The sequence below is a fragment of the Amycolatopsis sp. NPDC057786 genome (genome assembly GCF_042797905.1).
In the GTDB taxonomy this organism is placed as follows: domain Bacteria; phylum Actinomycetota; class Actinomycetes; order Mycobacteriales; family Pseudonocardiaceae; genus Amycolatopsis.
The window spans coordinates 1-13,965 of sequence record NZ_JBHVKW010000154.1 but is presented as its reverse complement, the minus strand read 5'-3'; the positions used below and the strand labels follow the sequence as shown (position 1 = coordinate 13,965).

Below are 13,965 nucleotides of genomic sequence, written 5' to 3'. Positions count from 1 at the left end.
GGACATCTGGTGTCCCGAAAGTGGCTTTCGCGACATGCGGCGACTGTCTCAAGTGGACCGGCCGCGCGCTGTTCCGGGCGGCTGTCCGTGCCGACGTGGCAAGGCGTGTCGCGAAAGCCACTTTCGCGACACCCGGCCGGGCGGCCTGTCCGTGGGCGACGCCAAGGTGTCAAGGGCGGCGGTAGATCGTCATGGAGTGCCCCACCCGCTCCACCGGCGTGCTCCCGGCGATCAGCGCGCCCAGATCGCCGGTGACGCCGCCGGTCTGCCCGCCCCCGCCGGTGCCGCCACCGCCCATCGGGTCGGAGAAGGCCCCCAGGACCGCGGAATCCGACACGGCGAGCACCCCGTGCACCTGGTCCGCGGGCACCGTGAGCGGATCGGCGGCGTCGATGCCGTAGTGGGACGGCAGACCACTCCCCTGATAGACGAGCCAGGTGCGCTCACCCGCGTAGTCCTTCTTCAGGCGATCCGCCAGGCGTCCCAGGTCCTGTCCCCAGTCGACGTTCGAATCCAGCAGGTACCGGTGGGTGTTCTCCGGCCCGCCGAACGCCTCGTTGGAATACGGGAGGTAGTACGGGAACGTCATCAGCGAACTGACCGCGGCGAAGGCCACGACGGTCACCGCGGCCACCTTCACCCACCGTCTCCGGACGACGAGCACCGCGGCCGCCGCGACGGCGAGGAACATCGGCGCGAAGGCCAGGTACCGCACGCCGTTGTCGCGGACGATGACCATGGCCGTGGCCATCAGCAGGGCGGTCGGGAGGAGCACGTACGGCGCGGCTGGGCGCAACCGCCGCACCGACAGCAGCACGGCGGCGCCCGCCAGCCAGATCGCCATCGCGCCCAGCGGCGTCTTCACCAGCAGCGCGGCCGGGCCGTAGTACCAGAGCGATCCCGTGTAGTGCCTGCCGAACAGGAAGTTGTGCCACACGTGGTCTTCGAGTTCGAACTGGAACCGCATCCCGTCCTTCAACGGCTGCGGGAACGGCAGCCACTCGACGAGGGTGCGCATTCCGTGGAGCCGTTGCATTCCCGACGGTGTCTCCCAGCGCAGCCGCGGATCCACCACGAGGTAGGAGGCCCACACGACGGCGATCGCGAGCAGCGCCATCCCGGCGGCCGCCAGCACACCACGCCCGATCAGCAGCGCCGGGGACTTCAGGTCGAGACCGCGGGCGCGGCGGGCGTGCCAGACGGACAGCACGGCCAGCGGGATCAGCACCGGGACCGCCACCAGGGAAAGCACTTTCGTGGCCGTGGCCGCGCCGAGCGCGAGCCCGGCGAGCGGGAGGTAGAGACCGGGGCGGCGCCGGGCACGCCACACCAGCCACACCGACGTCAGCAGGAACCCGGCCACCGGCACGTCGAGCGTCGCCAGCGAGCCGTGCGCGATGACGTCGGGCGAGAAGGTGAACAGGGTGAGCGCCAGCAGCCCGCCCGCGCGGCCGGCCAGATCGGACGCGAACGCGAAGACGACCAGCCCGAACAACAGCGTCAGCAGGATCACCGGCAGCCGCGCGAACAGCATCAGCCGTTCCGGATCGTTGCCCGCCTCGTAGACGACGTGCTTGCCGAGTTCCCACTCGTGGCCGTCGAAGCCGGGGGCGACCTTCGGATCGGTGAGGGCCACCCCGGTCGCGATGATGAGCTTGCCCAGCGGGGGATGTTCGGGGTTGTACCGCAGGCTGTGCTCTTCGAGGTAGACCACCGCGGTGCCGACGTAGACCGGCTCGTCGATGGTCGGAGACTGTTCCACGGCGGTCGTGATCATCGCGAACGCCATCTGGGTGAGCAGGGCGAGCACGGCGCCCGCGAGCAGCCACCGCTGGTGCCGCCGCACCCAGGCGCTCCACTTCGAAGTGTCCATTGACGGCTGAAGGCCATCGGTCGTCAAGTTCGGCGTCCTTCCCCCGGCGGGCCGGTGCGCCCGGCCCGCCCTGGATAACGATTACCCGGCCGGGCGCCCGCGCCTTCGAGGGCCATCACGGTCGGCGCCGCCATTTCGGCGGCACCGAGTCGGGTCCGTGATGGCCCTCGTCGGCCGGGCGCTGGTGAAAGAGAAAGTCAGACGGAGAGCGGAAGAACGGACAGCCGCCGTTCGATTTCCAGGCAGGCGTTGTAGTCGGGGAGCATTCCCTGCCCCTCCGCCTCGGCGAGCGTGAGGGCGGCCGTGTCCCGTTCCGACAGGATCGGCACGACGTCGGTGTCGATCGGCAGGCCCAGCGCGGGGTCCAGGGGCGAGAGGGCGAGTTCGTTCGCCGCCACGTAGGGCGAGGAGATCATGTACGACATCACGGTGTCGTCTTCGAGCGCCACGAAGGCGTGGCCGACACCGACCGGGAAGTACATCGTCCGGAAGTTCTCCTGGTCCATCAGGACCGCGTCCCATTTGCCGAACGTCGGCGAACCGACCCGGATGTCGACCACGATGTCCAAGGCCTTGCCGCGGGGGCAGTAGACGTACTTCGCGGTTCCCGGCGGGGTCACGGTGTAGTGGATACCCCGCACCACACCGCGTTTCGACCGGCTGTGGTTCGTCTGCGCCACCGGGAAGAGCGGGCCGCCGTGGGCCTCGATGAACGCCTCCTCCTGGTACGGCGAAACGAACAGGCCCCGGTCGTCGGGGAAGACGCGCGGGGTGAACTCGAGCGCGCCTTCGACGGCGAGTTTGCGTGCTTGCACGGTTTTGCTCCTGTGGTCAGAGGGTGGACAGCACTTCGCGGACCGCGTGGACGACCTTGTCCTGGAGGTCGGGCGAGAGCGCGGGGTACATCGGCAGCGAGAAGATCTCGCCCGCCAGCTTCTCGGTGACCGGGAGCGAACCCGTCGCGTAACCGAGGTGGGCGAACCCGGTCATGGTGTGCACCGGCCACGGGTAGCTGATGTTCAGGTGGATGTCGTACGCCTTGAGGCGTTCGAGGATCTCGTCGCGGCGCGGGTGCCGAACGACGTACACGTAGTAGACGTGCTCGTTGCCGGGGACGGTCTTCGGCAGCTTCAGCTCGGTGTCGCCGAGGGCGTCGACATAGCGCTGGGCGACCGCCCGGCGGCCCGCCGTGTAGGCGTCGAGACGCTTGAGCTTGCGCCGCAGGATCTCGGCCTGGACCTCGTCCAACCGGCTGTTGTGGGCAGGGGTCTCGACGGTGTAGTAGCGCTCCTCCATGCCGTAGTACCGCAGACGGCGCAGCTTCGCGGCCACGGTCTCGTCGGACGTGATGGCCGCGCCGCCGTCGCCGTACGCGCCGAGCACCTTGGTGGGATAGAAGGAGAACGCGGCCGCGTCGCCGGTCGTGCCCGCGATCGTGCCGTTCTGCCGGGCGCCGTGCGCCTGCGCGCAATCCTCCAAAATGGACAGTCCGTGCTTCGCGGCGAGCGCCTTCAGCGGCGCCATGTCCACGCACTGGCCGTACAGGTGAACGGGCACCAGGCATTTGGTGCGTTCGGTGATGGCGGCCTCGACCTGGCCGGTGTCCATCAGGAAGTCGTCCTCGCGGACGTCGACGAACACGGGGGTCGCGCCCGTGCCGTCGATGGCGACGACGGTCGGGGCGGCGGTGTTCGACACCGTGATCACCTCGTCGCCAGGACCGACGCCCAGCGCCTGGAGGCCGAGCTTGATCGCGTTCGTCCCGTTGTCGAGACCGACGCAGTACCCGGCGCCGTGGTACGCGGCGAATTCCGATTCGAAACCGCGCAGGCTCGCGCCGAGCACGAGCTGCCCGGAGTTGAAGACGGTCTCGACCGCGTCCAGCAGATCGAGCCGTTCGGTCTCGTATTCGGCGAGGTAGTCCCATACGCGCGTGGTCATGTGCGAGCCTTTCCGTGAACGGGGGTGGTCAGCGCGGCGACGGTGCGGCGCACTCCTTCGGGCAGTGAGATCTCCGGACGCCAGCCGGTGATCGCCCGGAACGGCGTCGAATCGATGGTGACGCTGCGAAGATCCGTCGACGGCGCGTGCGACGGAGGCTCGACACAGACCACGTCCACCGGGCCTCGTCCGGTGTGCTCGGCCATTTCCTTCGCCACGAGCCGGAAGACGTCGGCGAGCTGGTCTCCCCGGCCGGCACCGAGCAGCCAATGGCCGCCGACGAGCGCGTCCGGGGCGGCCAGTGCCGCGGTGAACGCTGATGCGATGTCCTCGACGTGGACCAGGTCGCGCCGCACGGTGCCGTCGCCCCAGATGGTGAGGTCCTGTCCGTCGAGCGCGCGCCGCGCCATGGCGGACACGACGCCGCGGTCCTGGTTCGCGCCCTCGGTCGCGGTCTCGCCGAACACCGTGGGCAGCCGCAGGCTGATCCCGCGCACGCGGCCGTCGGCCGTGCCCTTCTTGAGGACCTGTTCCGCCGCCAGTTTCTGCTGGTCGTAAGGGGTTCCCGGCTCGTCGGGCTCGCTCCCGTCGATCGGCTCCCGGGGTGGCACACCGACCTGCGACGCGGCACCGCCGTAGACCACCAGTGGCTGTCCGCTCACGACTTCGACGAGGTCCCGCATGACACCCAGGTTCACGCGTTCGGCCTCTTCGGTCTCGGCGACCCGCCAGCCGCCGTCCGCGAGGAGGAGGTACACGATCGCGTCCGAGCCCGCGATCGCTTCGGCCAGCGCGGCGCGGTCGGTGAGATCGGCGGTGACGACGGTCGTCTCGGCCTGGCCCTCCGGCGGCGTGAGCCGCCTGCGCGACACCGCGCGCAACCGGATCGGTTGCCGCGCCAGCGCGCGCGTCACGGCCGAGCCGACGAAGCCCGACGCCCCGAGGACGGTGATCTGCTTCATTTCATGCCTCTCGTTGCGGCTGTGCCGTCGCGGCGTTGATACAGGCGAGCAGGGTGCGGGCTTCGACGTTGACGTAGTGCCCGTGCCGGGTGAGCGCGGTGAGCTGGCCGGGGGTGACCCAGGCGTAGCCGGGCGGGGACTCGACCGTGTCGTCCGCCTCGATCGCGAGATAGCGGGCCCTGACGTTGAGGAAGCGGCCGCCCTCTTCGGAATGCATGGCCTCGTAACGGATCCGCGATCGCGGCGCGTTCAGGACGAAGTCGAGGAACGGCGGGCGGCTCTCCGCTGGCAGATGCGCGTAGTTCTGGGGTGTGCACTGGACGGTCGGCGCCAGCTCGACCGTGTCCAGGAACCCGCCGTCGGCGCGGGCGTGGACCAGGACGTGCGGGACACCGTCGATCTCGCGGACGAGGAACGCCACCACCCCCGTGCCGACGGATTCCAGCAACGGCTGGGTCCAGCTGATCTTCTCGCGGTTGCTGCCCTTCACGGCGACCGCGAGGACCTTGAAGTACCGGCCGTCTTCGTGCTCGATCGCTTCGACGCCCTGTTTCCAGCCGCGGACGTCCGTGAGCGGGATGCGCCGCGCGCGCACGTCGTGGCGCGAACGCTCGTTCGTGAACCACGACAGGAGCTGGACGTCGGACAGCAGCGCGCCGGGAGCCTCGTCGTGGTACGGCAGACAGGACAACACGCTCCTGGCGTTCATGTTGATCGTCTCGTCCTCGTGCATCAGCTCCGCGATCTGGCCGAGGGTGAGCCAGCAGAAATCGTCCCACATCGGCACGTCGTCGAGGGTCTCGACGATCATGTTGCGATTGGACTTGCGGAAGAACCACGAGCCCTGCTCGGCCTGGAGGACGTCGACGATGATCCGTTCCGGGTCCGGCGGAGCGAAGTACTCGATCAGTTTGACGTTCGTGCCGCCGTGCGCCTTGGTGTAGTTGCTGCGGGTGGCCTGCACGGTCGGCGAGAGCTGCACGAGGTTGGGGTTTCCCGGTTCCATCTTGGCCTGCATGAGGAAATGCAGGACGCCGCCGAACTCCTTCGCCAGGATGCCGAGAATCCCCACCTCGGGCTGTTTGATGACCGGCTGCCGCCATTCGCGGTACGGGCCGTCGCCGTGGGGGCCGTCGGCCTCGACCACGTGCAGCCCCTCGATGGCGAAGAACCGTCCGCTGCTGTGCACGAGGTTCCCGGTCACGTCCTCGAAATGCCACTGGTCGAGTTCGGCGAACGGGATGCGTTCGACGTGGAAGACGTTGGCCTCACGGCGTTCGTCGATCCACAGGCGGACGTCCTTGGTCGGCATGTGGACGCCGTCGGTCGTCGCGGCCGACAGCGCGATGCGGTCGGCGTGGTCGCGGTCGTCGCGAGGCCGCACCGTCACGGGTGTGAGAAGGGGCAGCATGGACCTCACCTTTCGTAGGCGGTCGTGAGTGGCGATTCGGCGTGAGCCCAACCGCGGCCCGGCGCCGACCTGGCGACCGTGTCGCGAAAGCCACTTTCGCGACGTCTGGTGTCCCGAAAGTGGCTTTCGCGACACCACCTCCAGGCGGCCACGGACCGCGCCCGGAGTCGGCAGCGGCCGGGCGCCGGAACCCGAATCGCCACTCACGACCCGCTGTACCGAATGCTCAACCGCCGGACCGCGCTCACCGAATCGCAGCCGGCCAGGCCCATCGCGTTCCGGAGTTCGACGGCGAGCAGGTCGAGCGCCTGCCGGGCGCCCTCCTGGCCATCCGCGGCCAGTCCCCACATGACCGGCCGTCCGACCAGCACACCGGACGCGCCGAGGGCGATCGCCTTGAGCACGTCCCCGCCGGTCCGGATCCCGCCGTCCAGCAGCACTTCGCAGCCACCGCAGACCGCGGCCGCGATCTCGCCCAGCATCGTGATGCCCGGTACGGCGCCGTCCAACTGACGGCCTCCGTGGTTGGACACCACGATCCCGGCGGCACCCGCGTCGACGGCCCGCACGGCGTCCTCGACCGCGAGGATCCCCTTGAGCACCACCGGAAGGTCCGTATGCGCGCGGACGGCCTCGACGGATTCCCAAGTGGCCGGGGCGAATTCGCGCGCGGTGTGGTCGGCGACGGCGGAAAGCCCTTCGGTACGGCGATGCGCGGCGGCACCGGCGTCGAAGTTGGCCGCCGTCACCGATTCCGGCAACGCGAAGCCGTTGCGCATGTCCCGCAGCCGCCGTCCCATCCACGGCACGTCGACGGTGAACACGATCGCCTCGCAGCCGGCGTCCTCCGCGCGGCGCACGAGCTCCAGCGACCGCTTTTCGTCGCGCAGCCAGTAAAGCTGGAACCACGGCCGTCCACCGACGGCCGCGACCTCCTCCAGCGGGACACTGCTGAGCGTGCAGACGGTGTACGGCACGCCGGCGTCCCGCGCCGCGCGTGCCGCCGCGAGTTCGCCTTCGGGGTGGAACAACCGCTGGTACGCGACCGGTGCGACCGCCACGGGGAGCGCGGCGCGCCGGCCGAGAACCTCGGCCTCGGTGGTACCGCCGGAGAGCTCGCGCAGCATCCGGGGGATCACGAAGATCCGCTCCAGCGCGGTGCGATTGGCCTCCAGCGAGGACTCGGCCCCACTGCCCCCGGCGAGAAAATCCCAGATCTCGCCGGGGAGGGCCGCCCTGGCGGCACGTTCGAGGTCGTCGAGGCAGAGGTGGGTCATCGCTGGGCGGGGCCGATCTTGCTCTGCCCGGTGCGCTCCAGCTCAACGGCTTCGTACAGGGCCTTGATGTTGGAGCTGCCGAACGTGCCGGCGCCCTGGCGCTCGATGATCTCGAAGAAGATCGTCTTACGCGGGTGGGTGGAGGCGGTGAAGATCTGGAACAGCTGGCCGCCGTGGTCCTCGTCGGCGAGCAGCTTCGTCTCGCGCAGGTCGTCCAGCGAGTGCGTCTCCAGCTCGATCCGCTCGCCGAGCAGGTCGTAGTAGGCGTCCGGGGTCTTCAGGAATTCCACGCCACGCGCGGAAAGCTCCTTGACCGCACGGACCGCGTCGGGGCTGGTGAACGCGATGTGCTGGACGCCGGAGCCGTGGTGCTCCTTGATGAAGTCGTCGATCTGGCCGGGGTCGGCGGTCTTGTCGGGCTCGATCAGCGTAAGGGTGACCGCACCCGACGTGCTCTGCACGACGGTGGAGTTCATCGCCTGGGCACCGACCACGATGTGCTCTTCGAAGATCTGCTTGAACCCGAGGGCACGCTCGTAGTACGCCACCGTGGAAGCGAGGTCGCCGGCGTTCAGGCAGACCGCGAAGTGGTCGATGGCGTTCAGGTCCACGCCGCCCTTGCCGCGGAAGGCCGCCGTCGATTCCTCGGTGTCGTCGCTCTGGATCAGGGTGTGCACGACATCGCCGAAACCGCTGACGGTGGCCGTGACGACGGAGTCCGCGCGCTTCTCCGGCTCGCGGATGGGCTGCGCGCCCGCCTTCACGGCGGTCGCGAAGGCCGCGGCCACGTCGGGAGTGCGCAGCGCGATGTCCGCCACCCCTTCGCCGTGGGTCTGCAGGTAGGTCGCCCCCGGGTGCCGGTCGGTCAGCGGCTCGGTGAGGACCAGGACGATCTCGGCGTGCCGCAGCGTCACGCTCCGGTGGTCGTCCGACCGGTCCGTGGCCGCGACGGAGAAGTCGTACTTGTCCATCCAGCCGGACGCGGCGGCCTCCAGGTCGGCCACGTACATTTCCACATAGTCGATCTCGAAATTCTGCGTGGTTTCGTGAGAAGACAAGACATTCCTCCGTGGAATAGATGTGATCCTCAAGAACAGGATGGCGCGAAGCCCATTCCCCATCAATGGTGTCCGCTTGACAGTTCAGTCCGAATAGGACGGTCAGCGGCCGGTGAACCGCACCGGCAGTTCCCGGTAGCCCTGCACTACGACCGCCCGCAACCAGGACGGCTCCTTCGTCAGCTCCACTCGTGACACTCGCTCGGCCACCTCCCGCAACACGACCGCCAGCTCGATCCGCGCGAGCGCGGACCCGAGGCAGTGGTGCATACCGTGCCCGAAAGCGATGTGCCGATTGGGTTTCCGCCCCGCCAGGAACAGATCGGGGTCCTCGAACACGGCGGGATCCCGGTTCGCCGCGGGCAGCCAAGCGACCACCGGCGTACCCGGTCCGAGGTCGCGGCCGTTGATGGTGACCTCCCCGGTCGTCACACGCAGGACGTGCATCGCGGGCGAAGTCCAGCGCAACACTTCGTCCACGACGGTGTCGACGTCCACGTCCCCTTCCCGCACCTGCGCCAGAAGGCCTGGCACGGTGGCGAAAGCGTGCACCGCGCCGGTGATCGCGTGCCGCGTCGTCTCGTTGCCGCCGATCAACACGTTGTCGCAGTTGAGCAAAACGTCATCGATCGACAGTTCGTCGTCGGAAAGCAGGGTGCTGACGAGGTCTTCGCCGGGGCTCGCGCGGCGCGCGGAGATCAGTTCGTCGAAGTAGACGAGGATCTCGGTATGCGCCTGACGCGGGGTCATCCCGTCGAACAGCTCGTCCTCGCCGCCGAACGCGTGGTTGGTCAGGTCGATGAGCATGTCCTGGTCCTCGGGCGGCACACCGAGGATTTCGCAGACGACGGCGGCGGGGATCCGCGGCCCGATCGCCGCGGCCACGTCGCAGACTTCGCCGTCGAGCACGCGGTCCAGTACTCCGGAAACCTCGGCCCGCACCCGCTCCGACAGCTTCCGCGCCGCCGCCCTCGAGAGCAGTGGCCCCACCAGCTTGCGCAACTTCCGGTGCTGGTCCTGTTCGGAGACCACCATCATCTGGCCACCCGAGTTGTCGGGATGCTCACGGTCGAAACCGATCATCATCCCGAATTCGGAGGTGAACGGGGCCGACGGCCCGAGTACCGCGGCACACGCCCGATGCGAGAACACGGACCAGAATCCGCCGGGTGAGCTGCCGGGCTCGCTCCACACCATCGCGTCTTCCGCCGCGTACTCGCGCCACCGGTCGTGCCGGTCCAAAGTCGTGTAGAGGTCGGGATTTCCGAGGTCGACGGCTGTCGTCGTCTGCATGACTGGTCTCCAGGTCAGGTGTGGGCGCCGTCGAGCACCTTGGCCAGCCGAGCCACCGTCGGCGCGTCGAAGAACGCCTGCACCCTCAGCCGGATCTTGAGGCGTTCCCGGATGCGGCTCACGAGCCGGGTCGCGAGCAGCGAGTGGCCGCCGATTTCGAAGAAGCTGTCGTCCACGCCGACACTGCTGACGCCGAGCACTTCGGCGAACAGCTCGACAAGGATGATCTCCGTCGGGGTGAGCGGTTCCCGCCCCGCCGCCGCGCGCCCGGCGTGCTCCTCTTCGGGGGTGGGCAGGGCGACCCGGTCGATCTTGCCGTTGGGCGAGACCGGCAGGCTCGGCAAGCCGACGATCACGTCGGGGACGAGATATCCGGGCAGCTGCGCGCGAAGCGGCGTCAGGAGCCGCTCGGCGGGGACGCGCTCGCCACCGGCGCCGACGACATAGGCGACGAGCCTGTTCTCGTGCTCGGTCACCACCGCCTGGGCCACGCCGTCCACCGCCAGCAGCGCGGCCTCGACCTCGCCCGGTTCGATCCGGTGGCCGCGCACCTTCAGCTGGTCGTCGACCCGGCCGACGAAGACGTACTGGCCGTCCGCGCGCGTGCGGACGCGGTCGCCGGTGCGGTACATGCGGCCGCCCGGGGTGCCGAAGGGATCCGGCAGGAACCGTTCCGCGGTCGCGGCCGCTCTTCGGAGGTAACCGCGAGCGAGACCGGGGCCCACCGTGTACAGCTCGCCGACGTCCCCGTCCTCGACGGGCCGCAGCCGGTCGTCCAGGACATACGTGCGGACACCGGTGATCGGCCTCCCGATCGGCGGCGTCTCCTCACCGGTCAGCGGCTCGCTCGCGGTGACCGCGACCGTGGTCTCGGTCGGGCCGTAGGCGTTGATCATCACGCGGTCCACCGCCCACCGCTTCGCGACCGGGGCCGGGCACGCCTCACCGGCGACCAGGAGGGTCAGTCCGGCAGGCAGGCCGCCCGACTCCTCCAGCGGCGCCAGCGCGGACGGCGGCAACGTGACATGCGTGATGCGCTGTTCGCGCACCAGGCGGGAAAGCGGCTCACCGGGGACGAGGTCCGGCGCGGACGCCAGTACCAGGCAGCCACCCGCCTGCCAGATCGGCCAGAACTCGGCGACCGCGGCGTCGAAACTGGGCGAGGCGAAGGCCAGCAACCTGCTGTCCGGCCCCAGTTCCTGACGGCGCACGTAGTCGTCGGCCAGGTTCGGGATGCCGCGGTGCGTGACCAGCACGCCCTTCGGCCGCCCCGTCGAACCGGAGGTGTAGATGACGTACGCCGGGTGGTCGGGACGCAGCGGGCCGAGCCGGTCCCGGTCGTCCAGGTTCGGCTCGGACATTCCCGGTTCCCGTTCCACGCTCAGTACGACGGGGGCACCGGACACGTCCTGACCCGGCAGGCACAGCAGACAGTGCGCCGCCGCGTCGTCCAGCATCTGCCGCTTGCGCTCCTCCGGATAGTCCGGATCGACCGGCACGTATGCGGCACCGGCCTTGTGCACGGCCAGGATCGCGATGACGAACTCGATCGACCTCGGCATCGCCAGCGCGACGAGCCGCTCCGGGCCGACACCGTGCGCGACGAGGCGCCGGGCGAGCCGGTTGGCCTCCCCGTTCAGCTCGGCGTAGGTGAGGGTGGCGGTGTCCATCGCCACCGCCTGCCGATCCGGCAGCACGGCGGCGGTCGCCTCGAACAGATCGGGTGTCGTGGCCGCCGAAAGGACGGTCATACGGTCTCTCCCAGTGTCTCGCGCGATCCGGCGCGGAGGAACCGGATCAGCTCGCGGTTCACCGCTTCCGGGTTCTCCAGGTAACCGAAATGCCCGCACTCGGGAATCGTGCGGTAAGTCGCGCCGGGGATCGCGGAGGCCAGCTCCAGTCCGCCGGCCGGGGGCGCCACGAGATCGTGCTCGAACGAGATGACGTGACAGGGCACCTTGATCGCACGGTAGGCGTCGTGGCGGTCGGGCAACGCGCTCACCAAAAGCTGCGACCGGACACCGGGCCCCCAAGCGCCGGACGCCGCGAACAGGTCGAGCCAGTCGGCCGCGGCGTCGTCGTCGGCGAGGGTCGCGGGCCCCAGGTTGTGCATGGCGCGGACGGCGGCGAGGAAACCCGGCGGCAACTCGATGCCCTGCTCGATCAATTTCGCCTCGCCCTCGGCGAGCTCCCGCTGGACGAGACTGCTCTTGCCGCAGGCCGCCATCAGCACGACCGAATCCAGCAGTTCCGGTTGGGCGAGCGCGAGTTCCTGCGCGATGTACGAGCCCATCGACGTGCCGATCACCCGGCAGGGCACCGCGTCGAGATACTCGATCAGGGAGGCGACGTCGTCGACTAGGTCCGCGATCGTGAACCCGCCCGCGCCGTCGTCGCTCGGCGGGATCCCGCGGTTGTCCATGGTGATCACCCGGAAACCGGCGGCACGGAGCGCGGGTACCTGATGCAGGTCCCACACCGAACTCGGCGCGCCGGTGCCGGTCAGCAGAAGGACCGGCGGGCCGTCACCACAGTCGTTGTAGGACAACCGGATCCCGTTCTCGGTTGTCATCAGCATGATGCTCCTTGAGGGAAAAGGGCTGCTGCGCCGCGATTCGATGGCGGGGCGCGGATCGACCGTACCTTCGGGGACGGAGTGTCAGCGAGGATTCGGCGATGGACATTCTCCGGAAATGGCGTCCACGGCCCGTTCTTGACACCTCAACGGCGTATGGAAATCCTAGTATTCATGGATTCAAACGGTCTGTCCACTCACTTGAACGTGGAAACGCTGCATGGATCGCTCACCGATCCGGCCATCTCGTCGATGAATCTGCTCAACGAACTGATCGACGAATACCCTGTGGCCATTTCCATGGCGGCAGGCCGGCCGTACGAAGAGTTCTTCGACATCCGGCTCATTCACGAGTACATCGACGCCTATTGCGCATATCTTCGCGAAGATCGAAAACTGGACGAGGCGGGGGTGACCCGCACGCTCTTCCAATACGGCACCACCAAGGGCGTCATCGCCGACCTCATCGCGAAGAACATCGCCGAAGACGAGAACATCGACGCCGCCCCGGAATCCGTCGTCGTCACCGTCGGCGCGCAGGAGGCCATGTTCCTGGTCCTGCGCACCTTGCGCGCGGGCGACCGGGACGTACTGCTCGCCCCCGCCCCCACCTACGTCGGACTGACCGGGGCGGCGCTGCTCACCGACACTCCCGTGTGGCCGGTGCGTTCGACCGAAAACGGCATCGACCCGGACGACCTCGTCCTCCAGCTGAAGCGCGCCGACGAGCAGGGCAAACGGGTGCGGGCCTGCTACGTGACCCCCAACTTCGCCAATCCCACCGGCACCAGCATGGATCTGGCTTCCCGCCACCGTCTCCTCGACGTCGCCGAGCAGAACGGGATCCTGCTCCTGGAGGACAACGCGTACGGGTTGTTCGGCTCCGAGCGGCTGCCGTCGCTGAAGTCCCTCGACCGGTCGGGTTCCGTGGTCTACATCGGTTCCTTCGCCAAGACCGGCATGCCCGGCGCCCGCGTCGGCTTCGCGGTGGCGGACCAGCGGATGGCCGACGGCGGCCTGTACGCCGACCAGCTTTCGAAGCTCAAGGGCATGCTCACGGTGAACACGTCGCCCATCGCCCAAGCCGTGATCGCCGGCAAACTCCTGCTCAACGACTTCAGCCTCACCAAGGCCAACGCGCGGGAAATCGCCATCTACCAGCGCAATCTGCAGCTGACGCTGGGCGAACTCGACCGCAGGCTCGGGTCATGCGCCGACGTCACCTGGAACACTCCGACCGGCGGGTTCTTCGTCACCGTCACGGTCCCGTTCGTCGTCGACGACGAGCTGCTGGAAATCGCCGCTCGCGACCACGGTGTGCTGTTCACCCCGATGCACCACTTCTACGGCGGCAAGGGCGGATTCCACCAGCTCCGGCTGTCGATCAGCCTGCTCACGCCGGAACTGATCGAAGAAGGCGTCGCGCGGCTCGCGGCGCTCATCAAGCCGCGGCTTCCCTGAGGTCGCTCTGGTACCGGAAAGGCCCCCATCCCTTTGGTTCGGGATGGGGGCCTTTCCGTGTCTCGGGGTGCTGCGAAAGCCACTTTCGCAACGTTGAAGGTTGCGAAAGTGGCT

Annotated in this window: 11 protein-coding genes; 1 reads left to right on the top strand and 10 read right to left on the bottom strand. The window is 68.8% G+C overall.

The genetic code is table 11. The features are described 5' to 3' along the window. Nucleotides 1–169: 169 nt before the first annotated feature. From ACFVM3_RS40115 to ACFVM3_RS40070, 10 genes are all read right to left on the bottom strand, one after another. Entirely contained in the window at nucleotides 170–1,873 is a 1,704-nt protein-coding gene (locus ACFVM3_RS40115) for an ArnT family glycosyltransferase (protein ID WP_378445014.1), read from the bottom strand. A 197-nt stretch (nucleotides 1,874–2,070) separates the two neighbouring features. After that, the gene (locus ACFVM3_RS40110) at nucleotides 2,071–2,688 is read right to left on the bottom strand and encodes a dTDP-4-dehydrorhamnose 3,5-epimerase family protein (protein ID WP_378445013.1); all 618 of its coding nucleotides are present in this window, start codon (nucleotides 2,686–2,688) and stop codon (nucleotides 2,071–2,073) included. A gap of 16 nt (nucleotides 2,689–2,704) precedes the next feature. Further along, entirely contained in the window at nucleotides 2,705–3,814 is a 1,110-nt protein-coding gene (locus ACFVM3_RS40105; RefSeq protein WP_378445012.1) for a DegT/DnrJ/EryC1/StrS family aminotransferase, read from the bottom strand. Next, nucleotides 3,811–4,776 carry an NAD-dependent epimerase/dehydratase family protein gene (locus ACFVM3_RS40100; RefSeq protein WP_378445011.1) on the bottom strand — a complete coding sequence of 322 codons (966 nt, stop codon included), beginning with the start codon at nucleotides 4,774–4,776 and terminating at the stop codon, nucleotides 3,811–3,813. Before ACFVM3_RS40100 ends, ACFVM3_RS40105 begins: the two co-directional genes overlap by 4 nt. A gap of 1 nt (nucleotide 4,777) precedes the next feature. Next, nucleotides 4,778–6,187 carry an NDP-hexose 2,3-dehydratase family protein gene (locus tag ACFVM3_RS40095; protein ID WP_378445010.1) on the bottom strand — a complete coding sequence of 470 codons (1,410 nt, stop codon included), beginning with the start codon at nucleotides 6,185–6,187 and terminating at the stop codon, nucleotides 4,778–4,780. 203 nt (nucleotides 6,188–6,390) lie between these two features. Beyond that, a complete protein-coding gene (locus tag ACFVM3_RS40090) occupies nucleotides 6,391–7,464 on the bottom strand; it encodes an alpha-hydroxy acid oxidase (RefSeq protein ID WP_378445009.1) in 1,074 nt (357 codons plus the stop codon). Then, nucleotides 7,461–8,522, bottom strand: a complete 1,062-nt coding sequence (hppD, locus tag ACFVM3_RS40085) for a 4-hydroxyphenylpyruvate dioxygenase (protein WP_378445008.1) — start codon at nucleotides 8,520–8,522, stop codon at nucleotides 7,461–7,463. Before hppD ends, ACFVM3_RS40090 begins: the two co-directional genes overlap by 4 nt. A 102-nt stretch (nucleotides 8,523–8,624) precedes the next feature. Then, nucleotides 8,625–9,815, bottom strand: a complete 1,191-nt coding sequence (locus tag ACFVM3_RS40080) for a cytochrome P450 (protein WP_378445007.1) — start codon at nucleotides 9,813–9,815, stop codon at nucleotides 8,625–8,627. Between the two features lie 14 nt (nucleotides 9,816–9,829). Next, nucleotides 9,830–11,566: an amino acid adenylation domain-containing protein gene (locus ACFVM3_RS40075; protein WP_378445006.1), complete on the bottom strand. Its 1,737-nt coding sequence runs from the start codon at nucleotides 11,564–11,566 to the stop codon at nucleotides 9,830–9,832. Beyond that, nucleotides 11,563–12,393 carry an alpha/beta fold hydrolase gene (locus ACFVM3_RS40070; RefSeq protein ID WP_378445005.1) on the bottom strand — a complete coding sequence of 277 codons (831 nt, stop codon included), beginning with the start codon at nucleotides 12,391–12,393 and terminating at the stop codon, nucleotides 11,563–11,565. Before ACFVM3_RS40070 ends, ACFVM3_RS40075 begins: the two co-directional genes overlap by 4 nt. 171 nt (nucleotides 12,394–12,564) lie before the next feature. Here ACFVM3_RS40070 and ACFVM3_RS40065 point away from each other — a divergent pair, with 171 nt between their 5' ends. Further along, on the top strand, nucleotides 12,565–13,851 hold the full coding sequence (locus ACFVM3_RS40065; protein ID WP_378445004.1) for a PLP-dependent aminotransferase family protein: 1,287 nt from the start codon (nucleotides 12,565–12,567) through the stop codon (nucleotides 13,849–13,851). The last annotated feature ends 114 nt before the right edge of the window (nucleotides 13,852–13,965 follow it).